The sequence below is a fragment of the Bacillus altitudinis 41KF2b genome (genome assembly GCF_000691145.1).
Lineage (GTDB): Bacteria > Bacillota > Bacilli > Bacillales > Bacillaceae > Bacillus > Bacillus altitudinis.
The window spans coordinates 153,072-178,234 of record NZ_ASJC01000003.1 but is presented as its reverse complement, the minus strand read 5'-3'; the positions used below and the strand labels follow the sequence as shown (position 1 = coordinate 178,234).

General features: G+C 39.4%; 34 protein-coding genes. All 34 read left to right on the top strand.

The window, feature by feature from the left end:
* Positions 1-4: 4 nt before the first annotated feature.
* The 34 genes from BA79_RS07165 to BA79_RS07010 all read left to right on the top strand — a co-directional run bounded on the left by BA79_RS07165 (position 5) and on the right by BA79_RS07010 (position 25,163).
* Complete coding sequence (locus BA79_RS07165; RefSeq protein ID WP_035701904.1) at positions 5-592, top strand: dUTP diphosphatase; 588 nt, start codon at positions 5-7, stop codon at positions 590-592.
* A 3-nt stretch (positions 593-595) separates the two neighbouring features.
* Complete coding sequence (locus BA79_RS18725) at positions 596-979, top strand: hypothetical protein (RefSeq protein WP_051626182.1); 384 nt, start codon at positions 596-598, stop codon at positions 977-979.
* Entirely contained in the window at positions 966-1,142 is a 177-nt protein-coding gene (locus tag BA79_RS19380; RefSeq protein WP_155923903.1) for a hypothetical protein, read from the top strand. The genes BA79_RS18725 and BA79_RS19380 overlap by 14 nt, the downstream gene beginning before the upstream one ends.
* Positions 1,139-1,618, top strand: coding sequence for a hypothetical protein (locus BA79_RS18990; protein WP_081826980.1), 480 nt, complete (start codon positions 1,139-1,141; stop codon positions 1,616-1,618). The genes BA79_RS19380 and BA79_RS18990 overlap by 4 nt, the downstream gene beginning before the upstream one ends.
* A gap of 15 nt (positions 1,619-1,633) precedes the next feature.
* Complete coding sequence (locus tag BA79_RS07145; protein ID WP_035701901.1) at positions 1,634-1,900, top strand: hypothetical protein; 267 nt, start codon at positions 1,634-1,636, stop codon at positions 1,898-1,900.
* A gap of 15 nt (positions 1,901-1,915) precedes the next feature.
* On the top strand, positions 1,916-2,092 hold the full coding sequence (locus BA79_RS19545) for a hypothetical protein (RefSeq protein WP_169738187.1): 177 nt from the start codon (positions 1,916-1,918) through the stop codon (positions 2,090-2,092).
* Positions 2,089-2,355 carry a hypothetical protein gene (locus BA79_RS07140; protein ID WP_035701897.1) on the top strand — a complete coding sequence of 89 codons (267 nt, stop codon included), beginning with the start codon at positions 2,089-2,091 and terminating at the stop codon, positions 2,353-2,355. Before BA79_RS19545 ends, BA79_RS07140 begins: the two co-directional genes overlap by 4 nt.
* A gap of 18 nt (positions 2,356-2,373) precedes the next feature.
* Complete coding sequence (locus BA79_RS19695) at positions 2,374-2,799, top strand: hypothetical protein (protein WP_035701893.1); 426 nt, start codon at positions 2,374-2,376, stop codon at positions 2,797-2,799.
* A gap of 167 nt (positions 2,800-2,966) precedes the next feature.
* The gene (locus tag BA79_RS07130) at positions 2,967-3,356 is read left to right on the top strand and encodes a beta-sandwich lipoprotein (protein ID WP_035701891.1); all 390 of its coding nucleotides are present in this window, start codon (positions 2,967-2,969) and stop codon (positions 3,354-3,356) included.
* A gap of 89 nt (positions 3,357-3,445) precedes the next feature.
* Entirely contained in the window at positions 3,446-3,568 is a 123-nt protein-coding gene (locus tag BA79_RS19805) for a hypothetical protein (RefSeq protein ID WP_017358206.1), read from the top strand.
* Between the two features lie 13 nt (positions 3,569-3,581).
* The gene (locus BA79_RS07125) at positions 3,582-4,031 is read left to right on the top strand and encodes an ArpU family phage packaging/lysis transcriptional regulator (protein WP_035701888.1); all 450 of its coding nucleotides are present in this window, start codon (positions 3,582-3,584) and stop codon (positions 4,029-4,031) included.
* Positions 4,028-4,570, top strand: coding sequence for a site-specific integrase (locus BA79_RS07120; protein WP_035701886.1), 543 nt, complete (start codon positions 4,028-4,030; stop codon positions 4,568-4,570). Before BA79_RS07125 ends, BA79_RS07120 begins: the two co-directional genes overlap by 4 nt.
* Before the next feature lie 240 nt (positions 4,571-4,810).
* Positions 4,811-5,182, top strand: coding sequence for a hypothetical protein (locus tag BA79_RS07115; protein WP_035701883.1), 372 nt, complete (start codon positions 4,811-4,813; stop codon positions 5,180-5,182).
* Positions 5,183-5,301: 119 nt separating this feature from the next.
* A complete protein-coding gene (locus BA79_RS07110; protein WP_035701882.1) occupies positions 5,302-6,165 on the top strand; it encodes a DUF5677 domain-containing protein in 864 nt (287 codons plus the stop codon).
* Positions 6,166-6,295: 130 nt separating this feature from the next.
* The gene (locus tag BA79_RS07105) at positions 6,296-6,535 is read left to right on the top strand and encodes a hypothetical protein (protein ID WP_035701880.1); all 240 of its coding nucleotides are present in this window, start codon (positions 6,296-6,298) and stop codon (positions 6,533-6,535) included.
* Between the two features lie 74 nt (positions 6,536-6,609).
* Positions 6,610-6,966, top strand: a complete 357-nt coding sequence (locus BA79_RS07100; RefSeq protein ID WP_035701878.1) for a hypothetical protein — start codon at positions 6,610-6,612, stop codon at positions 6,964-6,966.
* Positions 6,956-7,321 carry an HNH endonuclease gene (locus BA79_RS07095; RefSeq protein ID WP_035701875.1) on the top strand — a complete coding sequence of 122 codons (366 nt, stop codon included), beginning with the start codon at positions 6,956-6,958 and terminating at the stop codon, positions 7,319-7,321. Before BA79_RS07100 ends, BA79_RS07095 begins: the two co-directional genes overlap by 11 nt.
* A 228-nt stretch (positions 7,322-7,549) precedes the next feature.
* A complete protein-coding gene (locus tag BA79_RS07090) occupies positions 7,550-8,065 on the top strand; it encodes a phage terminase small subunit P27 family (RefSeq protein ID WP_035701873.1) in 516 nt (171 codons plus the stop codon).
* Positions 8,066-8,079: 14 nt separating this feature from the next.
* Positions 8,080-9,771: a terminase large subunit gene (locus BA79_RS07085; protein ID WP_035702173.1), complete on the top strand. Its 1,692-nt coding sequence runs from the start codon at positions 8,080-8,082 to the stop codon at positions 9,769-9,771.
* Positions 9,771-9,950 (top strand): hypothetical protein, encoded by a 180-nt coding sequence (locus BA79_RS07080; protein WP_035701870.1) that lies wholly within the window; start codon positions 9,771-9,773, stop codon positions 9,948-9,950. The genes BA79_RS07085 and BA79_RS07080 overlap by 1 nt, the downstream gene beginning before the upstream one ends.
* 4 nt (positions 9,951-9,954) lie before the next feature.
* Positions 9,955-11,235: a phage portal protein gene (locus BA79_RS07075; RefSeq protein ID WP_035701868.1), complete on the top strand. Its 1,281-nt coding sequence runs from the start codon at positions 9,955-9,957 to the stop codon at positions 11,233-11,235.
* On the top strand, positions 11,198-11,821 hold the full coding sequence (locus tag BA79_RS07070; RefSeq protein ID WP_035701867.1) for an HK97 family phage prohead protease: 624 nt from the start codon (positions 11,198-11,200) through the stop codon (positions 11,819-11,821). Before BA79_RS07075 ends, BA79_RS07070 begins: the two co-directional genes overlap by 38 nt.
* A 39-nt stretch (positions 11,822-11,860) precedes the next feature.
* Positions 11,861-13,156, top strand: coding sequence for a phage major capsid protein (locus tag BA79_RS07065; protein WP_035701863.1), 1,296 nt, complete (start codon positions 11,861-11,863; stop codon positions 13,154-13,156).
* Between the two features lie 26 nt (positions 13,157-13,182).
* The gene (locus BA79_RS07060) at positions 13,183-13,581 is read left to right on the top strand and encodes a collagen-like protein (RefSeq protein ID WP_035701860.1); all 399 of its coding nucleotides are present in this window, start codon (positions 13,183-13,185) and stop codon (positions 13,579-13,581) included.
* 12 nt (positions 13,582-13,593) lie between these two features.
* Positions 13,594-13,902 (top strand): head-tail connector protein, encoded by a 309-nt coding sequence (locus BA79_RS07055; RefSeq protein ID WP_035701857.1) that lies wholly within the window; start codon positions 13,594-13,596, stop codon positions 13,900-13,902.
* Entirely contained in the window at positions 13,892-14,206 is a 315-nt protein-coding gene (locus BA79_RS07050; protein WP_035701854.1) for a phage head closure protein, read from the top strand. The genes BA79_RS07055 and BA79_RS07050 overlap by 11 nt, the downstream gene beginning before the upstream one ends.
* A complete protein-coding gene (locus BA79_RS07045; protein ID WP_035701851.1) occupies positions 14,206-14,610 on the top strand; it encodes an HK97-gp10 family putative phage morphogenesis protein in 405 nt (134 codons plus the stop codon). Before BA79_RS07050 ends, BA79_RS07045 begins: the two co-directional genes overlap by 1 nt.
* Complete coding sequence (gp17, locus tag BA79_RS07040; RefSeq protein WP_035701848.1) at positions 14,607-15,005, top strand: tail completion protein gp17; 399 nt, start codon at positions 14,607-14,609, stop codon at positions 15,003-15,005. Before BA79_RS07045 ends, gp17 begins: the two co-directional genes overlap by 4 nt.
* Before the next feature lie 2 nt (positions 15,006-15,007).
* Positions 15,008-15,619 (top strand): major tail protein, encoded by a 612-nt coding sequence (locus tag BA79_RS07035; RefSeq protein WP_035701845.1) that lies wholly within the window; start codon positions 15,008-15,010, stop codon positions 15,617-15,619.
* A 54-nt stretch (positions 15,620-15,673) separates the two neighbouring features.
* Positions 15,674-16,036, top strand: coding sequence for a phage tail assembly chaperone G (gene gpG / locus BA79_RS07030; RefSeq protein ID WP_035701843.1), 363 nt, complete (start codon positions 15,674-15,676; stop codon positions 16,034-16,036).
* 182 nt (positions 16,037-16,218) lie between these two features.
* The gene (locus tag BA79_RS07025; protein ID WP_035701841.1) at positions 16,219-20,652 is read left to right on the top strand and encodes a phage tail tape measure protein; all 4,434 of its coding nucleotides are present in this window, start codon (positions 16,219-16,221) and stop codon (positions 20,650-20,652) included.
* The gene (locus tag BA79_RS07020) at positions 20,652-21,488 is read left to right on the top strand and encodes a phage tail domain-containing protein (protein WP_035701838.1); all 837 of its coding nucleotides are present in this window, start codon (positions 20,652-20,654) and stop codon (positions 21,486-21,488) included. Before BA79_RS07025 ends, BA79_RS07020 begins: the two co-directional genes overlap by 1 nt.
* A gap of 11 nt (positions 21,489-21,499) precedes the next feature.
* Positions 21,500-23,251 (top strand): phage tail protein, encoded by a 1,752-nt coding sequence (locus tag BA79_RS07015; protein WP_035701835.1) that lies wholly within the window; start codon positions 21,500-21,502, stop codon positions 23,249-23,251.
* A 37-nt stretch (positions 23,252-23,288) separates the two neighbouring features.
* The gene (locus BA79_RS07010; RefSeq protein WP_035701832.1) at positions 23,289-25,163 is read left to right on the top strand and encodes a right-handed parallel beta-helix repeat-containing protein; all 1,875 of its coding nucleotides are present in this window, start codon (positions 23,289-23,291) and stop codon (positions 25,161-25,163) included.

Genomic DNA, 25,163 nt, shown 5'->3' with positions numbered 1-25,163 from the left:
TGAAATGAACCTTGAAAAAATGTTTGAAATGCAGGCGGAGTTAGACAACCGCATCATCCGAGAAAAAGGGCTGGAAGGTCAAGACCTGCTGCCTAACACATATGTTGCACTCATCACCGAACTAGGCGAATTTGCTAATGAAGGACGCTGGTTCAAGCATTGGAGTGATGATCAAAGAGCCAGAAATCAAGATCGTTACTTAGAATATCGAACTGAGGATCTAGGTGGAAATCAATGGGTAGAGAAAAACCCACTCTTAGAAGAATACGTGGACTGTCTGCACTTCTTCTTATCAATTGCGATTAAAAAGGGATGGAAAGAAGAATTAAACATACGAGAAGAAGCGATTGAGGATTTCAAAGAAGCAGGATTTGACGGAGGGCTTTCAGGAGTTTTCGTGGAGATGCAATGGAGCTTATTGAATTCTCGAATGCTCAAGGATGAAGAAAATAAAAAACAACACTTCCATATAGCTTGGGGGCTGTTCTTGGCAATTGGAATCGTTGGCTTCGGCTTCACACCCGAACAAATCGAAGAAGCGTATATGAACAAAAACGCCGTCAATCATAAGCGGCAGCAGGAGGGTTACTAGATTATGAACTATTCACTATATTTGATTGACGACAGACTCGTTATTGATCTTGGAGCGGGCGAAAAGAGTCAGCATAAAGCGTTTAGCGGGGTTCCTGAATTAGTAGAAACGCATATCTTTTGTCAGGAACCAATAGGACAAGTTGAAATATCAGATGAACAACTAAAAAAGATTGAAGTTTCTTTTCATAATGGCGGCTTGTGTGATTACTGCGATGAACTATCAAACAAAGTACGGCCTTCACCATTTATGGGTGATATCGGCTCAAGCATGTGTAAAGAATGCTGGGACGCAACAAAGAAGGAGTATGCAGCATCACATGATGAGCATATTCCTCAGTTCGAAGATTACCCTCACTGGAAGGGGAACACCGATGAAGCTGAATAAAAAGCAACAAAATCAAATCATTGAACGGATGAACGACTTTGGAGAAAGAGGAGTTCGTTCGAATGGAGCGGATAAAGAAGCTGTTGCCGGAATGGCTACTCTTCTTTGGATGTTACAGGTCTTAAACGTTGATATGGAATCACTAAAGGAGGAATCACGATGAACGAAAACCCGATTATCTCATCTGTAATTACAAAGCTGTACAAGCAGCAGGAAAAAGGCCTGCAAAAGTACGGTGAGGAAGTAAAAACCTCCTCTTATGATCTGAAAGGCTGGTTAGAACATGCTCAACAAGAAGCAATTGATTTTACAACGTATTTAGAAGCGGCCATTCAGTTGCTGGAGGAACAGGTTAAAAGCAAAGAGGAAATGAAGTTTTATGAGACGCACGAGCCTTATTATGCATTAATCAAAGCGCGCAATATCGAACGTGCAATGGAGATTTACAATAATGACGTTACTGCTGATGAAGAGAAAGAACTTGCGGAAAGTATCAAAGAAGTAACGGCACTATATGCAGCAACAAAGTATAGTCGCTGTACTGGAGAAGATAACAAAACAGTTCCAATTGAAGAAGTCCTTGATGATTTAATGAACGAAAAAGAAATGCGATTGGCAGTAGACGGAAGATTGATATAAGAAAGGGGAATGAAGATGAAATTTTACGAGGTGCATGATCCATATTACGCATTGATCAAGGCGAAAACCGAAGAAAATGCTATGACAATCTATACTGATGTTGTCGCTGATGATGATGGCGGATTATCAGAAGAAATAACCGAAGTTACAGAAGCATATGCAGCAATCAGACACAGCCGTACTGTCGATGCGGATGAAAGAATTTTAAGCATTGAAAAAGTGATTGAAGATATAACGAATGAAGAAGAAATGTTACTAGGCATGGACAGAAGTTTGATATAAGAAAGGGGAATGAAAATGACAATTGAAGTGTATTTGAAAATGAGGAATAACGGTAAAACACTAGAGGAAATACAACGAGATAAAGCCTTAAGCGAAGGAACTGTGTACACTCTTGAACTTGGTTATCAATGTTATCTGAAACGATTACCACTTGATCAGGCTATCGAAATTGTAAAGGAGGTTTCTGTATGAAATACGCCATCCCTTACGATCATCTTGAGGCAGAGCTTGTGACAGAAGGTACGATGTACACACTTGAACTTAGTAAGTTACTCTTTCATTTTAAAAAAGTTAAAGAAAGTGCGAATAAGTATAGATTGGAATTGTCGGATGAAGACTTTAAGCGCTTTTTTAGACTTCACGTATCTGGAGTAGATATAAATTGGATAATGTATATAATGTCCACTTATGAAAAATCGTTCACAGACACATTGGTTCAATACATTACTTTATGACTTAGAAAGGGGAACGTTATGAAAAAACTACTAATCACACTAACTATTATTATTGCGGCGGTGCTTTATGCACCGTCTGCTCAAGCAGTATGGTCAAACTGGCAAACGGAGGGATACGGGCATCAAGCTAGAGTCTTTACGGATGACACCAATTACTATGCAGGCGCCAAGACAGTTGATTGGCGAACTGAAAAGAAAGGATCGAGCACGCTTTATTACACTGCTGGCGTTTACAAAAAGCGATCCAATGGCGGTTTAACAGATACTAACCTAGTTCAAAGGGGCAGCTTCAAAACGTCAACGCCTCTAAAGTCATTTAGTGTTAAAGAAATTCGCAAGCGTACCGGCAGAGGAACATACGTGATCCAGCTGGACTGCTACACCGATTCCAATAAACGAAACTACATCGGAACGTTCGAGTCCGTTAAATTTAATGTCAAATGAATCACGAAGAAGAAATTCGTAATTCAGCAGGAGCGGCCAAAACTCTAGCGCAAGATACACATTCTTAGGAAATCGTTTTTATTAATAACTGCAAAGGCTGAGTCCGCTTTAATTACAATAGGTGAGCAGATTGACCGTACTTTAAAAACAAAACGAGGAGAATGAACATGAAAAAGAAATTATTAGTGTTACTTATTGCTGTAATGGCGGTTATGGCTGGATGTAGCGAGGCCGATACAGTATCGCATAACATTTCTAAATCGTCTGACTCATTTGAGGTCCAGAGAAGAGTCGTTTTCTTTAATGGCATCACTGATAAGTACTTACTTACCGTAGAAGGACTTTGTGCTCTTGGAAATGGTGACAACGATCTAAGAATGACAGTGACATGCAAGGTCGGTAAAAACGAATATAAGAAGCACTACCTTGGCTTGAGTGATAACGTTAGCTTCTTTGCTGAACAGCTTGAGGCTAATAAAGAAGATCCATTTCATTACAAAATTTTGTTCCGGCCAGAAAATATTATTCCAGATATTGAATTGCAGACAAGTAAATAAGTCCAAGACGGAGAGCCTGCGGACACTGATCAACACCTTTTACGGGTGCTGGTTGGTGTCCGTTTTCTTTTTGTCAGAAAGGAGCAGCCATGAAGAAGGAAAAGCCCAAAAAACAGCCGCAGAAGCTCACTGACAGAGATTTAAGAGAGTTGATGGGGCAAAACATGCAGCGGTTAAAAAGAGCCAAAGGCGGGGCCATGCGCCGAAAATAAAGGGGGAATTATCATGAATCAAACAAGCTTAGATATTCCGCAGATCGACGAGGAAAAAACAAGATTCAAAATGGAAAAGATGATGGAAAAATATAAAATACTTAGGTTGCAAACGCCGGAAGACTTTCTTCCAAAGATCACAACAACATACACCATTACGCCGCCGAGTTTCTCAAATCAGTTCCACTCAACCACAGAAGAAGCAGCGCTAAAAAAAATGGATTGGGAAATCGAGCGCGATCAGTTCATGAAACGGATTCAGCGTGCAATCAATCGTCTTACGCAAAAAGAGCGCCGCATTTTAGTTATGCTCTATATGCAGGATGAAGAAATGTATGATTACGAGATTTACGCAGATATGGGCCTCAGCCAGCGGAATTACTATCGTGTTAAAAACAAAGCATACTATCGACTGGCCTTTGCACTTAGAGAAGAAGTGTATAAGCAGGGGGATAAATCATGAATTTTGTTCAGCCAATAAGGGACCTTGATCAGATCCATTATATAAAGAAATATCTTGGAGAGCGAAACAAAAGGAACTTGTTGCTTTTTGTGGCTGGAATCAATCTAGGTTTGCGTATATCCGATCTGCTAGAATTGAGAGTGAAGGATGTAAGGAAACAATATGTATCTCTAAGAGAACAAAAAACAGGTAAAGAAAAAAGAATCAAAATAAACAAAACTCTTCGAAAAGCGATAGATCAATATATCAAGGACAAAGATGATCAAGAATACCTTTTTAAAAGCAGAGAAGGACTTAACAAATCAATCAGCCGCAGCAGTGCATACAATATATTGAGAGAGGCAGCGGAGTATGTAGGCCTCGATAGCATAGGGACACATACACTAAGGAAAACGTTTGGTTACTGGCATTATAAGAAATTCAAGGATGTGGCCTTGCTGCAAGAAATATTCAACCACTCAAGCCCAGATATTACATTGAGATATATTGGGATCACACAAGACACAATGGATAGAACAATGGACGACTTTGGCTTATAGACTCATCTGTTCAAATGGCAGGTGGGTCTTTTTTTTGTGCTCTTTTTCACCAGCTAACCATAACGAGAAAATGTCCAACTCATTTTAGGGAAATGGCTGAAAAGCAAGAGGGACAATGGATTCAGCGATTCTTTGAGTTAGACACAATATTAGATATGGTGAATTGGTGGATTGTGTGGATAATCAAAATTGATGATGATATAATTAGAATATAATTACAGTTCGTTAGGAGCGGGTTTAATGATTAGAAAGCATGTCACGCCATCGGATAAAATTCTTGAGTTTATAAGAGACCGTTATGAAGAATATGTAAATCGTATTGGTGGAAAGAAAGAGGATAACGATGTTCATTCGAATTTTCTGTTGTCTGAAAAAGTTGGCTCAACTGACCAAATTGTGAACAAATTAATAAGCACAAAATTCAATGTTTCTTTAGAAAGTGTTAGTGAAATGACTTTTGGTGATCTGAAAACCCGCTTTGAAGACGAGTGGTCTCAACCAATGGATCACAGTCATGTTCCAACAGCATTACTTAAATGGTTGAATAAAAAAACCGATAAAGATACTGAAAAGATGTTACAAAAGATGAAAGAGGGTATGGCAAATGATTAAAGCTATCACGAAAGGTAATTAATTTAGGAGCGGCTTCCGTTGGGAATGCCGCTATTTTTATTATAGTTAATTGGTAAAATTTTCAGTTATAATAATTAAAAAAAACAAAGGGGACCAATATGGAATTCCAAGATAATTACCTTTATAAACGGCCCATAATTAATCATTTTGATTTTTTTGTAAATAAAGTTTATGAACCTTTTTATTTAAAAGTGATAAGGGAAATTAAGTCACCTAATAAAATACAAAAAAATGCTATTGTTCTCTTAAGTAAGACTGTTAATACTCTCAAAGCAATTGTCAACTTAATTAAAGAGGGGAATATTGTGTCTGCTAGGGTTTTAGCTCGATCATTATTTGAAATTAAACTAATAGGAAGAAAATTAATATTGGAACCAGAAAAATTCTTAAAGTATTCATCCGCTAATGACCTATTTACTCGTCTATTTGCTGTAAGACAATTAAAAGAGAATAAGTATCTCCCAATAGCTAATTTTGTTGATCACAATAAACAGGAACAGGATATACTCGATGAAATTAAGTCATTAGGATTCACACCAACTTATGATGGTACTAAGGATATGAATAATGGTAAAAGACACGTAAATAAGTACTTTGAAATAAAAGAGATGGCGCAAACTTGTGGTGGAATGGAATTAGAAATGTATAACACTATGTATAAAAATTTATGTCAAGATACTCACACATCTTCTAATCATTTCCATAGATATTTTGTACAAGGAGAATCAGAAGAAATGATCTTTGATTTTCATCCTTATCTGTATGAAGTGCCTTTACTAATAAGTGTTATTATGAACTTTATAAACGATAGTGTAGGAGATTTCTGTAATATATTATATATAAATCCTAAGAATGAGTTGACCTATAATTTAAGAGTCTTCTATGGATATTGTTTTGCTACTTTGCCTCTTTTAATGAGACAAGGAGAACTAAAAATGCAAGGGTTCTTAAATCCATTATAAGAAAAAATGGCACATTTTTGGCACGATCTTGGCAAAGCATTTTGTTTTAGAACGGTTAATATGGTATTAGGTTATAAATTGAAGGCGACTTCCAATGAGGAATTCGCTTTTTTATATGGAGGTGTCAGTTGTGGCTGAACTTACTGTAATGTCGATGGAACGATTTTTACAAGAGATAGAAGAATCTTTTTCACAAGAAACTAACCATATTAAAACTGTCAAACGAGTTCCTTATGTCGTTGTACATGCTGAAATTAAACACAAGGGCAACAGGATTAAATCAGAGTATACATTTTATGATGCTGGGGATATGTCTTTCAAAGAAGCGCAAGAACGTATAGTGAAGATGCAGCAAGACATTATTTCTTGAACCACAACAAAAAATAAGACTGAAAAGCGCCTGTCTGTGTGATAGGTGCTTTTTATTTTGGGGAGGGACACAACGTGGACAACTCACTCAGGGAACTAATCATTGACACAGCAATTGGACATGCAATAAGGACAGACCAATTGTATAACGGTACTAAAGCCCTTAATAAAAGGGGATGCATATGGGCAGATGGGGAGATCATCAGGGGGTTAGGCATGCTTGGTTCTTACGGTGTGAGGGACAGGCAAGCTATAGACAGCCTCCTGCATGTCAGCCAGATTCTACCCTATGAAGCAGCACGATCCTATCTAGCATCATATCAAAGGGAGTACAGGGAGTTTTATGCTGTACAGAAAGTGGGGCATCTTCATGCCTTTGTTTTGTTTGCAATGATAGATGAGAGAAAAGCTGGTGAATTAGATGCCACCTAAACCATTGAGAGAGTGTAAGCTGCGAGGGTGCAGGGAGTTAACAAGGGATGGTTATTGTCCTGCTCATGCTGATGGCAAGCAGCAGGAAGCGAAGTATTACAACAATCATGTTCGAGATAAACATTCAACAAGTTTTTATAAATCAAGAGAATGGAAACAGACAAGACAACTTGTTCTAATGAGAGACAATTATCTTTGTCAAAGCTGTTTAAAACAAAATCGTGTCGTACCTGCTGACATGGTTCATCACAAGATCGAACTTAAACAAGATTGGGGCAAGCGATTAGACCTAAACAACCTCGAAAGCCTGTGTAATAGCTGTCACAACAAGGTTCATGGTAAACGAGGGTCATAGGTACCCCCCGGCATTAAATCCCTAGAAAACGGCTTTGTGAAGATCGGTGAGCCGTCGTCTGCAAACAAACACCGCTTTTCAAAGTTTCCAAAAACGCGAAAAACCCCCTCGGTGAAAATGCCGAGAGGGCTTGGTACGACTGGTTTTGTTGTTAATTCGATCATAGCATGATTTCGCTCAAAAACAAGCAAAAAGTATAAAAAATTGAAACGGAATGAGGTGGGAAATATGCCGAGACCTGCAAAATCCGCAACACTTCAATTGATACAAGGTAACCCAAACAAGAAAAATACTGACGAATTGGAAATGCGCGCCGAACAAGAACAGAAAATGAAAATGCGATCAAACAACATTAAACCTCCATCCTGGTTGGATAAGGTTGCTAAAAAGGAATTCAAACGGATTGCCGAGCTATTAAAGGAAGTGGACATTATAACGGAGGCAGATATCAGCATGTTGGCCGCCTATTGTAATGCCTATTCACAATATATTTCAATAACTAAAGTGATAGAAGAAGATGGACTCATGGTTCATAAAGATGGATTTGATGAGGACGGAAATCCAATTGAATTGATTGGGGAAGAACACCCATTATTGAAAAGACAAAAGAACTTCTTTGATCAAATGAAGTCAGCTGCAAATGATTTTGGTCTTACTCCATCAGCCCGTGCAAAACTAGCGATCACCAAAACGCAGGAGATTCGAGAAAAGACGGCTGCTGAGAAGGAGTTTGATAACGTGTGACAATTAAGCAGTTTATGATTGATTACTCAAATGATGTTCTACAAGGGAAAATTGTAGCTTGTCAAAAACACATTTGGGCCTGTCAGCGTTTTTTGAATGATGTTGAACGAGAAGGAAAAGAAGAGTTTCCATATGTATTCGATGAAGAAAAGGCCCGCAGATTTCTTTTTTGGATGACTCAATTTAAACATACCAAAGGACCATTAGCAGGTGAAAATATTGATCCTGATCCTATTCAGATTTTCATTTTTGGCAATGTCTATGGATGGGTCCACAAAGATACCGATATTCGCCGTTTTACAACTGTGTATTGGCAAGTTGGCCGTAAAAATGCAAAGACTCAAAGCTTAGCAACTGTTGGATCATATGAAGCAATGGCGCTTGGAGAAAGTATGTCGGAGGTTTATATAGGTGCAACCAAAAAAGAGCAGGCTAAGATTTGCTGGAAAGAAATAAATGCTCAAATTGAGGGTAGCGACCTTCTCAATAAACCATCAAAAAAATATAAGGTAGCATATGGGACAATTGAACATATTAAAACAAAATCAATTATCACACCACTTGCAAAAGATGCCGGGAAAACCGGAGATGGATTTAACCCTCAATGTGGAATTATTGATGAATATCATGCTCATCCAACATCAGAAATATATGATGTTATTGAATCGGGTATGGGAGCAAGATCACAACCGTTAATGGTAATTATCACAACTGCTGGACCTGAATTGAATAATCCTGCTTACCGTGTCGAGTACAATTTTGCTTCTCGTCTTTTAGATCCAAATATGGTAGAGAAAAATGACCATTACTTTGCAATGATTAATGAGTTAGATGCAGATGATGATATTAAAGACGAGAGTAAATGGGAAAAAGCAAATCCGATACTTGCAAAACACGAGTTTGGCATAAATTATTTAAGACGGCGTTTGGAAATGGCTTTGAATGTACCGGAAAAAATGCGAGATTTCCTCACCAAAAATATGGATATTTGGGTGAACATGCGATCAAACGGATATATGGATATGCAGGCATGGTCTGATTGCGGGGTGAGTGAAGGTCTACCAGATTTAAAAGGTAAGGAATGTTATGCAGGGATTGACCTATCAAAACGTATTGATTTAACAGCTGCCAGTTTTGAATTTCCACTCGAAAATGGGATGTATTATGTTACAGCGCATGGCTTTATGCCAGAAGATACTTTTCATGAAAGGATGAAAACTGACAAGGTACCGTATGATTTGTGGGTCAAAAAAGGTTGGTTAACTCTTACTGATGGTGCTGTCGTTGACTATGATTATATTCGTGCGTACATCAAGAAAATGGAAAAGGATAAAGGATGGAAAATCAAAGAGATTGGATATGATCCATATAACGCAACGCAGTTTGCGCAGCAGATGGAAGCTGATGGATATGTCATGATCGAGATCAGGCAAGGGGTGCAAACCTTATCTGAGCCGACCAAAGATTTACGTGAGAAAGCTAAAGCGCGAAAATTAATCCATGACAACAATGATCTATTGACGTGGGCGATGGGGAATGCCGTCACAAAGATTGACGCGCAGGAGAATATCATGCTTGATAAATCAAAGTCGTCACAACGTATTGATCCAGCAGCTGCACTTATAAACGCTCATGTGAGAGCTAGTCAAAATGATGATCATTTAGATTTGAATGAGTATATTTTGTCAGGAGGCTTTTCATTCTAATGAAAAATATCATTAAGCAAGTTATGATTTTTCTGTACTCAATATTAAATGACCTAGTATTTTTTGCCGGGGCAATCTTTATTACTATAGCAGCTTATAAAATACATGAAATCATCGGTCTTTTAGTGACTGGTGGTTTTTTTATATTTACAGCAATTTTAATGAGCCGAAGGAGGTGATTAATTGTTATTAGAAGGTATGTTTTCTAAGAGATCAGCAGATTCAGACAGTGGCTGGGGCATGTCACAAGTCCCGCAATGGGTGTTTGATATTTTCGGTGGTGGTAAAACGGCAAGCGGGGAGAAAGTGAGTGAATCGACCTCGTTAAAAAATCCTGATGTTTTTTCTTGTATCAATGTTTTGTCAGATGATATAGCAAAACTATCTGTCCATATGTTTAGGAGGCTGGGAGAGAATATTTCAGGAGAGCGTGACCATCCTGTTTTTAAATTGCTCTATTTAAAGCCCAATCAATATATGACAGCTTTTACTTGGAAAAAATTAATGATGACGCATGTTTGTATGTGGGGAAATGCATATTCTTTGATTCTTTCAGATAAAACGGGTGATATCAAAACATTAATCCCTCTTAATCCAGCGAATACACATCCTTATCTTGATCCAAAAACAGGGGAGTTGTGGTACGAAACAATAATCAATAACAAACGAGCTGAATTACATGCGGAGGAAGTTCTGCACTTTAAAGGAATGACGGAAGATGGGATAGTAGGTCTCAGTCCAATTCGGGTTGCAAGAGAAAATATTGGTGCTCAATCTGCCGCAACAAAGTTTAACGCGAAATTGTATAAAAATGATGCAACACCAAGAGGTATTTTGAAAATCCCAACCCTGTTACAACCAGAGGCAAAAGAGGTTGCAAGAAAAGAATGGATGAGAGTAAATGCGGGAGAAAGCATTGCGATTGTCGATGCTGGTCTCGACTATCAATCTATATCAATGCCTCTAAAAGATGCCGAATTTGTAGAGTCTATGAAATTCAATAAGGCTCAAATTGCTTCCATATTCAAAGTTCCCCTTCATAAAATAAACGAATTGGATCGCGCTACATTTAGTAATATCGAACATCAATCTATAGAATATGTGAAGAACACTTTACAGCCGTGGATCGTTTCCTTTGAACAAGAAATCAATACAAAACTGTTTACTGATGCTGAAATAAGGCAAGGGCTATATGTTCAATTTAATGTTAATAGTGAATTGCGCGGTGATTCAAAATCAAGAGCTGAATTCTATGAAATTATGGAACGAATTGGAGCTATGAATATAAATGAAATTCGTGCCCTTGAGTCAAAGAATGCTATTCCTGATGGGGACAGACACTTAGTTTCACTGAATTACACTTTCTTAGATATGTTAGATCAATATCAGATGGCTAAAGCAGGCCATAAAGGAGGTGATCCGAATAATGCCGAAGGAAATCAGACAGCTAACGACGGAAATTGAAGTTAGGTCACTTGATGATGAAAGCAAAAGTGAATATGTTGAGGGGTATGCCCTTAAATTTGAAAAATGGTCTGAGCGTCTTGGGTGGTTTAAGGAAATCATCAGCCGTGGAGCGTTGGACGAAGCAGATATGTCCAATGTAATTGCTTTATTTAATCATAAAATTGATTATCCATTAGCAAGAAACACTGTTTCAACGGGAGCTGGTAGTCTCCAATTAACTGTTGATGCAATAGGGCTGAAATTTAGATTTGAGCCAACAGACACCACTTATGGACAAGATTTGATGAAGAATTTGAGAGCAGGCGTCATCAATCAATGTTCTTTTTCGTTTTCTCTTGATCATTCAGGTGATGAAGAACCTGATGAATGGACAAGAAATGAAGAAGAAAAGTTATATGAGCGCCGAATTAATCGAATCAATCGCATTTTTGACATTTCACTTGTGACAACTCCTGCATATAGCGATACGGAAGCTGTTGTAGGAGAAAGAAGTCTAGAAAAAGTAGAAGTTTTAAAAAGACAAAAAAACACATCAAATAAGAGGATTGAGCTGGAACTAGACTTATTAGACCTGACTATATAGTGGGTCTTTTTTTATGCTCAAAATCAAGGAGGAAAATCTATGCCAGTAACGATGAGTAAAGAGGAACGTCAATTGCGCCAGCAGTTCACGCAGAAAAAGCAAGAAGCTAGGAATTTAATAAGTGAAGGAAAAGATGAAGAAGCACGCTCTATGCTTGATGAAGCAAAGGCTCTGCAAAAAAGAATTGAAATGATGTCTGAGGAAAGAGAACTCGCTGCACCAGAAATTGAAGACCGACATCATGTCCCGGAACAGAAAAGAGATCCTGAATCTGGTTCTTCTGATGAAGAACGCAGCTTAACAGGAACGCAAGAATATAGAAATGCATGGTTCAAGGTATTGACTGGACGTGATGATGAATTAGGTAACGAAGAAAGAAAAATGCTGCAGGAAGTCTTAAAAGAAAATAGACAGCTTTCATCTAGCAGTGATAAGGATGGTGGATACACAGTACCGGATGACATTTCGAAACAGATTATTAAGTCCATTCAAGAATTAAATTCTGTTCGTAATCTAGTTCGCATTGTGCCAAAAAAATCACCATCTGGCACTTATCCAGTAAGAAAAGGTACTGCTGGAAAGCTATATAACATTGGGGAAAAAGAGGCAATTAAAGAGCTCAAAAGTATGGAGTTTGAAGAAATCCAATACAACGTTAAGAAATTCGCTGGATTTTTACCTATTTCAGCTGAATTGCTTGATGATTCTTTTCTTAATTTCACAAGAGAAATTGTAGAATGGCTTTCTGAATGCGCAACTGTAACTGAAAATGAGGAAGTCTTCTATGGAAAAGGTGGAGACAAAAACATAGAAGGAATTATCTCAAGCAAAAAATATAAAACTCTCAAGGCACCTTCACTTATCACTATTAAATTTTTGAGGAAAGTCAAAAATCAACTTAAAAAGGGTTACCGAAGAAATGCTAAGTGGGTTATGAATACAGAAGCATTTGAAACGCTTGCAAACATTGAAGATAAAAACGGCCGCGGAATCTTAGCAGAGGACCCACGCAATGAGGACAGCTTTCTTTTATTCGGAAGACCTGTTGAAGTGTATGACGAGATTGTCACAGACGATAAACAAAAAACTCATATTCTATTCGGTGATTTTAAAAATGCATACTTTATGTTTGATCGCCAAAAATTCGAGATCAAATCAACTGATATCGGTGCAGATGCATATCTAACTGATCAAACATATTTCAGAGGTATTGAACGATTTGACGGAAAAGTTATTGATCCAGAAGCCGCAGTTATTGTTACTGATTTAGTTGTTGGTGAAGAAGCAGAAGTTGAAACACCTTCTGAAGATAAGTCCGTAGACGCTGGGAAATAAGAAAAATTGAAAGGAATTGATCTATCATGGCTAAAGATTTTTTAAATGAAAGTAACGGAGTATTCACATCTGCAGAGGCTGGGCCTGACGGTAAACCTATCACGCCTGTTTCTATCAGAGACAACAGCGAAGAAAACCCTCTTATTGTTAAGGGATTGAAAGGTGATCCTGGTGAACAAGGTCCTCAAGGTCCAAAAGGTGAAAAAGGGGATCAAGGAGAGCAGGGGCCGAAAGGTGATAAGGGTGATGCTGCAGTAATTGAGACTGGCTCAATTAAAAATGAACATTTAGGTGATGGTTCAGTTAATTCCCGGACAATCGGTAAAGGGAGTGTCAAGTGGGACAATATCAATTCAGAAGTACAGAAAATGATCACTGACCTTCAAGAAAAAGTCGAAGCAATAGAAAACCCAAAATCTGAATAAAGGTGATGCCGGATGACTGAGGCAGAGCAAAAAGAAAAAGAGCTTGAAAAAGCAAAAAAATACCTTCGCATTGATGGTGATGCGGAGGATGATTTGATTTTACATTTCATTGCTGCAGCAAAGGAGTACATCACGAATGCAACGGGTCTAAAATTTCCTAACAATTTAGCACAAGCAGAGCTGGCGGTCATGTCATTTACAACTCATTGGTATGAGAATAGGCAAATATCAGGAACGACCTCGAATCTTGATGGGGTGCTCACAACAATGGTCAATCAACTCAAATACTTGGTTGTGGACGGTGAAAAAGATGCTGAATGACATGAGACACCGCATCCAATTTCAGCAGAAAAAAGAAAAGACTCGTTTACCTGTCGATGGTGACAACGGTTGGGAAACCGTGGTTGAATGCTGGGCCAAAGCAGAGGGATTAAATGGCGCTGAATATTATGCTGCAGCTGCCATTCAAAAAGAACATACAATCAAATTCACCATTCGCCACAGGGAAGATATTGACGATCATATGAGGATCTTATTCAAAGGGAAAACCTACGAAATTGAGTCTATATTACCGAATCATTCAAGGCTTCATTTCCTCACAGTTAGGGCAAAGGCGGTGAAGTGATGTTTAATTTACAAATCGATGGCTTAGAGGAATTAGAAAACGCCATTGGAAACATGCAAAGAAAGGTCAGCAAGATGCATAAAGAAGCTCTTACAGCTGGTGCAACAGTCATAAAAGATGAACTTCACCCAAACACACCAAGGTCCGACAAAGCCCAGAAACACATGCAAGATGATCTTGATATTACGCGGCTTCGTACTGATGGAGACGGGATGAAGTACGTGGCGGTTGGTTGGCCGAAATCTAAGTCGAGGAAGGATACTCATTGGAGAATTCATTTCCCTGAATTCGGTACATTACATCAGCCTGCGCAAAAATTCTTTACAAGAACTGTTGATGCAAAATGGGATGAGGCCATACGAAGAGTAGCAGAAAAATATCGACAGGCGCTGAGTAAACTATGATCAATCAAAATTTAATAAGGCGTGCAGATACTTGCAAGAATGCCATTTTTGAAGCGTTGGAGAATGATCCAGCGCTTTTGTCTTTAATAGACAAAGCTGACATCTATGAGCTTGCGGTCCCAGAGGGTACAAAGTCGAGTCCGCCGTATGTTGTGCTGCAAGAAATCAACTACAAACCAATCAAATGGGCTGATAACAGGCCCATACAAGATAGTGCAACCTATCAAATAGATGTTTATCACAATGCCGATCCGCAACCTATCATGGCTGCAATCGGGGATGTGATGGAACGTTTAGATTTTGCGCCCACTATACCCATCAATGACTTTTTAGAGAAAGAGAGATTGATAAGAAAAGGGTATCGTTTTGAAAAAAATATAATACTAGGAGGCTAACTATGGCTGAGTACAGTTCAGTAACCGGGTTGGAAAATGTTCAGTTTGCACCACTGCAAAAGAAAGGTAAATTCTTTGTGCCTACTGAAATTTTAAGATATGAATATGCAATCAATATGAAGGTGGAAACTGAGACGTCAACCGAGAAGCAGTATGCAGATAACAAGCTGGTCGATTTAGTGGTTTCAACTGGTTCTACAAAGCTAGAAATTGAAATGCGGGATCTTCCTATGGAAATTCTTGCGAAGCTGCTAGGAATCGAACAGGACAAAAATGGGTTGTACTTGTTCAAAAAGAACATTACCCCACCATGGGTCGCAATGACGTTTGAAGGTCCAAAGGCAAACGGGAAGTCTCGTCATGTCGGTTTAGTAAAAGGGCGTTTTTCTCTTCCGGGCGATGAGTGGAAGACAAAAGAAGATAAGACAGATTTCCAAACCATTAAACTGTCTGCGGAATTTGTTGATCGTGAGCAGGACGATCTTTTTAAAGTGGTCACAGATGAAGATGCAGAAAACTTTAATCTTGATGCCTTTTATAAATCGGTTTTTGGTGATGTATACAAAGACGAAACAGAAAACAGCAGCAGTGTTGATATTGGAAAAGGTGCTTAGAGGGCTGAAAAGCTCTCTTTTTTAATTGGAAAATAAAAAATAAGGGGAATCACTATGACTCAGAAAAGAATCACTATCAAATTATGGTCCGATGCAGAACAAAAAGAAAAAACCTATGTAGCGCCACGCACAAGTGCTAAAACACTTCTAGATGCTTTGCGTTTGAATAAAAAGGCCGAGGATACTGCGGAGGACTTGGAAAAAAGCATCAAAGTATTAGAAGAACAGATTAAATTCATGGTTGATATTTTTGGAAAACAGTTTACTTATGATGAATTTGTTGAAGGATTACAGTCATTTGAAATTTCTGCTGAAATCAGTCGCGTGTTGGCCGAAGTAGTGGGTTATAAAAAAATTGATGAAGAAGATCCTGATTTTTTGCAACCGACGGAGACTGGAGCTACGAGCGAGCAATAAACCAAATGCAGAATATTTATAAACAACTCCTAGAACAGGGGTGGAGAATGAAAGAAATTGATGAAATGGATATTTATCATTTCTTAGAATTGAACGCTGAATCAAGCAAAACAAAAGAAGTTACGATTGATCAAATATTCTAAGTCTTGAAATCTTCGTCAGGAAAGCGGGGTGGTACATAAATGACTCAAGCAATTGGCAATATGGTCGCTAAGGTCAATCTGGATGATTCGGGTTTTAATAGAGGTATAACAGGGCTTCAAAGGCAATTGAGATTGACCAACTCTGAAATGAAGGCATCTGCGGCCATTTATAAAAATACTGGTGATAAATCAAAGCAATTACAATCACAAGTAGAGGGACTTAACAACAAATATCGCCTTCAAGGTCGAATTGTTCAGGAACATCGAAAACGATATGAACAACTTGTCAGAGAAAAGGGCCGTGATGCGCGAGAAACACAAATACATGCCCGCAAACTGAACGACTCCATCGCTGTTCATCAAAAGCTAGAAAAAGAATTACGAGATGTATCTAAAGAATTTGAGCATTTGCAAAGCACCGGCAATAAAGCAGCTGGTGTTTTTTCTGTTTTTAAGAAGAACGCTGGGGAAGTATCAGAAGAGTTACAATCTGTCTACTCTGCTGCGGGAATGGCAGGGAAGGCATTAACAGGTATCGGTGTAGCAGGTACCGTCGCAATAGGCGGAGCTGTCAAAGTGGCCGCAGACTTTGAAAAGGCTATGAGCAGGGTCGGTGCTGTGGCGAATGCATCGAATGACGAGATGGGCCGTCTCACGGAAACGGCGCGTCATTTGGGGGCTACGACACAATTCACAGACGGACAGGTTGCCGAAGGAATGCAATACCTTGCAATGGCTGGTTATAAGACAAATAACATTATTGGTGCCATGCCGGGCTTGCTTGCTACTGCGGCAGCAGGGCAAACAGATTTAGGTGTAACAGCGGATATTGTATCTGACATCCTCACAGAATTCCATATTGCTGCCGAAGATACAAACCGTGTGGCGGACGCCATGACCTACACGTTCACGAACTCAAATGCGACATTGCAGCAGATTGGCCAGACCATGAAATATGCTGGGCCAGCTGCGAAAACAGCAGGTGTCAGCATGGAAGAGTTAGCGGCCGCAACGGGTATCATGGCGAACAGTGGAATCAAGGCAGATATGGCAGGTACCGCATTACGATCCACATTAACAAGGCTTGCGGCACCTCCGAAGCCAGCTGGTAACGCAATACACGAGCTTGGCCTGAGTATTACTGACGCAAACGGCCGCATGAAACCTTTATCAAACATCATAGATCAGATTAACGAAAAGACGAAAAACTATACGGAAACTGAAAAAATTCGTATTGCAAAGCAATTGGCTGGTCAGCATGCTTTATCTGGTTTTATCACTTTGCTTCATGCAGGTGGTGATAAGATCGACAAATTCACAAAAGAAATAGAAAACAGTGGTGGTATAGCTGAAAAAGTTGCAAAAGACCAAATGGACAACCTAGCGGGATCTGTTGAATACCTGCGTTCTGCGGTAAATAACGCAGTTATTTCATTAGGAAATCAATTTATCCCTACAGCCCGTAAAGTGGTAGATGGATTAACGAAAGTCGTAAACTGGTTTGATCATCTGCCACCATCTGTTATGGGAACTATTGCCGTTACTGGTGCAGCCGTAACAGCTTTCAGCCTTTTAGGTGGGGCTTCTTTATTACTATTGAGCCTAATTCCCCGAATGGCAGAGGGATGGCGAGTGTTGCGAACTGCAGGTACCTATTTAACGGGAACTGTCAGAGGATCATCAGCAAGTCTAGGAGTATACACGACACAAGTTACTGCTGCGGGTGTAGCTTCAAGAACAGCGGCGACAGGTATTAACACAGCTGCAGCATCAACGGCCGTTATGTCCACTCGTATGGGCCGTTTACAACAAAACACTGGTCTAGCGACTACACGTATGGGCCGTCTAAATCAAACGGCCACAAGAACATCAAGGACAGTGCGTGGACTTGGCGGCGCGTCTCGAATCGCCGGCGGCGGTTTAATGATGTTTGGCGGGCCAATGGGTATGATTGGAGGTCTTGCACTCTCTTTTCTTCCTGAGATACTTAAATTCGGTAAAGGTATTGTTATGACTGGGATAAACGCCGTGAAAAGCGCAGGCGGTTTTATGAAACTTGCAAAGGGCGGTTTTGGCCTGTTTAACATCCTTAAAAAAGGTGCAGGTGTTGTGAGTTTGCTTAGAGGCGGCTTATCTGTGCTTGGTGGTCCTGTAGGTATGTTAATAACGGGTGTCACGCTTCTAGGCGAAGCAGGGTTTAAATATTATGACAACCTGCAAAAACGTGTCTTACCAGCAACAATAGATTTTGGCGATAAAGTGTCTGAATCCACTTCGAAAGCTGTAAATGCTTATTCGGATATGGAGACAAAAGCCAATGCGAAATTAAATAGCCTTTATCTCAATCAAACGAAGATCACGGATAAGATAGCTGACAACATGAATAAGCGATTTTCAAAAATGGCTGACACCATAAAAAAAGGCTATCAAGATAGTGCTGACAAGTCTCTTGACGTTTTAGGAGATTTCTATTCAAAGAATAATTCACTTAAGAAGAAAGATGAGGAAAACATCCTCAATAAAATCAAAACAGGGAATGAAAAGAAGCAGAAGCAAATAGAAAAGTACGAGAGTCGAGTCAAAAAAATATATGACAAAGCAGCAAAAGAACATCGCTCTCTCACTCAAAAAGAATGGGATGAAGTCAAGGGTATCACCCAAAAGATGAGTAAAGAAGTCGAAACGGCTCTTACAAAAAGCAAGGATGAGCAAACACTCATTTCTAAAAAGTTAAAAGAAGAATCATCTACTTTGTCGGCCAAACAAGCAGCCGCGACAGTTAAAAATAGTAAATCAGCAAAAGACAAAGTTATTAGTAATGCTGAAAAACAATACAACGCTGTTGTAAAAGCTGCAGATGACCAGCGTTACGTCAAAGGCACTATTAGCCAAAAAGAACATGATGCTACGGTAAAAGCAGCGGAAAAACAAAAAGAAAAAACAATAAATGAAGCTGAAAAAAGTCATAAGGGCGTTGTAAAAGAAGCGAAAAAACAGGCTGCAGGACATATCGAGCAAGTTGATTGGGAGACTGGTGAAGTTCTCGGCGCTTGGGATACGTTTCTTGTGGATTTAGCAGGGGTGGTCAATACCATTACTGGCGGTATTAATAAAGTTCTTGAATTCATGAACTTAAAAACTATCCCAACATGGAAACCTAAAGGATATGGGGGAGAAAAGGATGGAGCAAAGCATTCTTACGCCAAAGGAACAGACTATCATCCGGGTGGCCGCGCGCTTGTAGGTGAAGAAGGCTATGAATTAGCTCACACTCCTGGTATCGGAACATACATGGTCGGTGTTGGCGGTCCTCAAATTTGGGATTTGCCGCGCGGAACATCGGTTTTGCCACATGACCAGACTAAAAAAATAACTTCGCAGGGTTTGCCGGGTTACGCAGGCGGTGTTGGTGATTTCTTTAAAAAGGGCGTTAAAAAAGCTGGTGAAGTAGTCGGTAAGGTGAAAGATTTTGGATCAGATATCTTTGACCTTGTGATGGCTGGTCCAAAGAGAATTATCAGCAATATATTTGGCGGTCTCATTCCGTTTAAAACTGGTAAAGGGATAGACGGACTTGGAACAGGTATTTTAAAGACAATTCAAAAAGGTGCTTTAGGATTTCTAACAAAATCGTTAGGTGATTTTGGAGGAGAAGGAGGATCATTCAAAGGTGTAGGGGGTAGTGCTGCAGTCAAAAAGTGGGTTGCACAAGCCATCAGCATCACGGGAATTTCCCCTTCATATGCAAAGGCTCTTGAAACAATTGCTATGAAGGAATCAAGTGGAAACCCGACCTTAGTTAACCGATGGGATAGCAACGCCAGAGCTGGTCATCCATCACAAGGGCTTATGCAATTCATACCAAGCACATTTGCTGCTTACAAAAAGCCCGGATATGGAAACATCAAACATCCAGTTCATCAAATTGTTGCTGCAATTAACTATCTTAACAAGCGTTATGGCGGTATCTATAACCATCCGGGATTAAAGTCTATGGCGCGCGGTGGCCCTTACATCGGTTATGCATCTGGTGGTGTGATTGACAATCATCAGATCGCTCAATTAGGGGAAAATGGCTGGCGAGAATATGCTATCACGACTGAGCCAAAGTACCGTAAGCGCTCTTTACAGCTGTATTCTAATCTCGGCAAAGAGCTTGGAGTGCCTAGTTTTGGGGAGGGCATGATCTCCACTGCTTTACAAATGCTTGATCGCATCAGTAATAAACGAGACAAGTCTCAGAGCAGGCAGCAAGATGGATCTGATATGAGACAGATGATCGAGAACCAAAACAAGCAAATTGGTCTTATGGCTCAACAAATAGACCTGCTGTCTCAAGGATTAATGATGATGCAAAAAGGCTTTGAACAATTAATCTCAAAAGATAGCAACAACTACATGGATGGTCGAAAGCTAGATCAAACGACAGGTGAACGTTTTAGAAAAGAAGCATTTATGAGTGGGGTGAGGTAATGGAGTTATATATTGATTTTAACAATGGATTAGGTGAGCAAAGTCTAAATGACTTGCTTCCTCATTTCCATCCGTTAAGCCTGACACCTGCCTCACCAATCGTAGAATTTGAGACGGTGTCATTACAACGAATTAACGGTATTGTATTGCCACAACATCCGCGGGATGTGAGGTACAAAGAAAGACAGATTCAGCTTGAAATATATATGAACTCAATCATTGCTGAAAATTTCTACAGTTATAGAAGTGAACTATATGCTTTATTAGTTAAACCGTTCCCATACTACATCTCATGTGACCTGCTTCCGAACAGAAGGTTTTTAGTGACGTGTGAGGGGAATTTCACTACTCCGAAGGAAAAAGAAAAGAACCATGTTGTTTTTAGCGTTGAATTCACCGATGTTTTGGGTGCTGCTGAATCGAAAAGTACATCACTAAATCCTCAAACTTTTGAGGGTGAAAGATGGAGTCCCGGAATGAATATCGAGATGCGTGACGATCTAGAGTATTCATTCAAAAACAAAAAAACGTTCAGCATCTACAACATTGGGGACTTCAGCATCAATCCACTTAGACATGATTACCAAGTGACGTTGAAAGCCAAGGGAAAAGGTGTAACCATCATCAATCATACAACGGGGGAGCAATTGAAAATTGAAGATGAACTATCTAAATCAAGGGAAGTTTCTTTTATTAAACAGTACACCGTCGCAAATAAAAAACGTCTAAAGACATCTGGCAGGCTCCCCTCACTTGATATCGGCCGAAACGATTTTGAAATACAGAACGCAAGTGATATTGAAATTGTTTTTGACACAAGGTTCTACTATGCATAAGGAGGGATGACATGGCTGCGGTTGACTTTATCAAAAAATTAGCACCGGGAGCGCAAAGGGTCCAAAAAAAGTACAATGTACTCGCAAGCCTTGTCATCGCTCAAGGCTGCCTTGAAAGTGGATTCGGCGCTAGTGATCTATCTCAGCAAGCCAACAACCTCTTTGGAGTCAAAGGGACTTATAACGGAAAATATTTATTAATGTGGACCAAAGAACAGGACAAGAACGGCAATGAAACGAGAGTAAAAGCGCGCTTTAGAAAGTATCCATCATATGCAGAGAGCCTTGCTGATCTAGGAAGTCTATACACACGTTTGAGTCGTTATAAAGATGTGGTCGGTGAAAAAGACTACCAAAAAGCTACAGCTGCTGTTGCAAAGGGTGGTTATGCGACTGATATCAATTATGCTACAAAATTAAACAGCATCATTTTTACTTACAAGCTCACACAATATGATAATTTGGATGATCTACCAGAAGAACCGAGTGAACCAGAAACACCGACTGGTCCTGATTACCCAAGCAGGGAATACGATGGGATAGACATACCACTCAATCAAAATTTACCGTCTGATGTGGATTTCCCGCAGCTGCATGTTTCAAGCAAGGATGGAAAGGAAGTCATAGAAATCACAGGTGCGTCAGTTGATTTCACAGTTGATACAACAGGTAAAAAATCGTTTACATTCTCGTTAGTTCGTACACAGGAAAATGCTGCAGAGTTTGAGTTGTTAGTGGTGGATAACATTTTATACCTCGATGAAAAGAAATATAATCATCAAAAATACTATATTACCAACGTGAGTCTTCATCAAGAAAATGGAATGCTGACAAAAACGGTTACAGCTGCGCACATCTTCACTGTCCTGTTGATTAATAACAGAATTGAAAAAACAGTTTCTAAGAAGTTAAGCATTAAAGAAGCGCTAGATATTGCCCTCAAAGGAACTGATTTCAAATATGTCATTCATGCAAAAGATGATGAAATTTCTTCTGCGGAACAAGAAAACTTCGGTGAAAAAAATTCCACAGAGCTTCTGGATGAAATCATTGAAGATTATGACATAGAGTTAGACGTAGATAATTACAAAATCCATGTTTACAAAAAGATGGGACAAGAAATAGACTTTGTGCTTGATAGTCGTTATAACATGCCAGGTATCACTATAACGACAGATTCCCAAAATTGTACTACTCGTGCGTGGGGATACGGCGCACAAAAAGAAATAGATTCCGATTCTGACTCAAAAGTTGATGGCAAAACAACAGAAGATGAAAAAGAAGTGAAAAAAGATGAAGAGAAAGAGCCTGAGTATGTTTTTGAGCCAGTTCTTTACATTCATCCCGATGAAGATAAATTTCTCATTGAAGGTAAACCACGTTGGGCGGAGCCAATTAAAGACGAGAGGTACAAAAAATCTAGCAGCATTATTTCTGCGTTAAAGAAGCATGTTAACCCTTACCCAGAAATGACTGTGGAAGTAGAATTCCAAAAAATCTATGAGCCGAAATTGCTTGAAATTGAACAAGATTTTTGGTTAGGTGACACAATCCATGTTATTGCGGATACTGCAGATGGAATAACCTTTGAGGATGATCTAAGGGTTGTATCATTTCAGCATAACCCTCTCAATCCGTATAGCAGCCCAACGATAACATTTGCGAACTTCCGCAAGGACATTCAGCGTATTAATGTAGATCAAGTGAAGAAAATGAAAAATTTACAACGATATATAAACGACATGCTCAAGACGCTTAGATAGGGTCTTTTTATTTTTGCCAAAAAAGGAGAGTGAGAACATGGTGAGGCTTAGAAAGGACTATGACACTAGACGAAACTCGAAATACGCAGAGCAGCTGCGAGAGGATATGCAGTCTATAGAAAATCATTTGAATCAGAATGAAGATGATTTGAAACGACATAAAACAAGTGATATTGCTCATACGTCAAATCAAATCAAACACGGTTTGTATTCAGTTGCAAATCGTATAGACAACTTATGGTCTAGGATTATCAATCTTGTATTGAATCATGATGGAAAAGACGTAAAGGAAGTCGTAGATATTCGTGTCGCTAGGGATGCATCCATTCATCCCACCGCAAAAGACAGATTGGACTATGACTTTCAAATTCTTGAGCAGGAAATAGAAGATGCTGCGGTTTCTCTTAATCTCAAAAAATTCATCAAGAAATACGGGAGTTTTACATCTGGATTTAAGGCTGCACTAAGTCTTGCGAAATTATATCCTGTGCATATTGTCGTTCCTCCTGGTAATTACAAGCTGATGGAGACAGCCCGCATCTATAAAAATACTCATTTGACCTTACAGGCTGGTGCAGTTATACGGCGCGGCTTTATAGGGTCAATGCTTGTAAATGGTGACAAAGACGATCAAACCAAAGGCTATGAGGGACATGGGAATTTGCTGATTGACGGTCAGGGGATGTTTGATAGCGCTGGTGATGAATATAAGGAACAGTGTTCTGTTTTAGGATTTGCTCACGCAGATGGAATAGTTATCAAAGGGATTAGCATACGTGATGTATGTGGTGGACACGGCATAGACTGCGCTGGTAACAAAAACGTATTGATAGATGATGTCAAATTCTCTGGATTTGCAGATTATAAGGGCGATAGGTGGTTTTCAGCAGCTATTCAATTGGATCTTATGAGATCTTCTGAAAACTTTGGGGCATTTGGTAGCTATGACAATACCCCTTCTGAAAATATAATCGTTCAAAGGTGCCATTTCAGTAAATCAGATAAGCTAGGCGGCTATGCACGTGCGATGGATTCACATACAAGCACAGATGGATTTTGGTATAAAAATATCAAATTTCTATTTAACGTTGTGGAAGATACAACTGAATGGGCTATCTCGGGAAACAAGTGGGAAGATGTTTTAATTGAAGGGAACACCTTTTTAAATTGTGCGTCTGGTGTAAGGTTGCTACTTCCGGCCGTTACATCGAAATATACGCAAGATAAGAATGGGAATCCTACAAATCGAGTCAATAAAGTGAAAAGGCACATTGTTTCAAAAAATACTTTTATTAACGTAAAAGACCGTCATGCAATACAAGTTTATGGACGTAAAGGTTATCAAACAATCGAGGATGTAAAAATTAATGGAAACTTTATAGATGGCGTTAAAGTAAAGCATGCTATTCATCTATCTGACGTAGTAGGCTTCACTGTTTCAGACAACGAGTTTAATAATGTAGGACATCATGGGGTTTTACTGACTCGTTGTAAGAATGGACAAGTTGATCTGAGCATTGGAAAAAATATTGAAGGAAACGGTATTCGAGTGGAGTTTGGATGCGAAAACGTCAGCATTAACCGCACGCGACTAGATGAAGTGGGGTATTCAGGAATATCAGTTTCTGGAGACTCAAAAAGCATTGATATTGACGGAGCTAATATCAACAATGCGGGAAAGCGCACTTCCTCTTCAAATCCATATTACGGGGTCATCTTGATGGATGGTGTAGAAGATTCTTCGGTTAAATTTGTGACTGTCAAAGGAAAGAAATGCAGGTATGCAATGTATTTGACTAGCAAATGTTCACGGATTCAGCATTTTGGGAACAGGCTTAAAGGAGCTGGCGCAGAAGGCAGTTTAAAAGATGATAGTGTCGATCCAATTAAAACAATCGAGAATGTAACATGA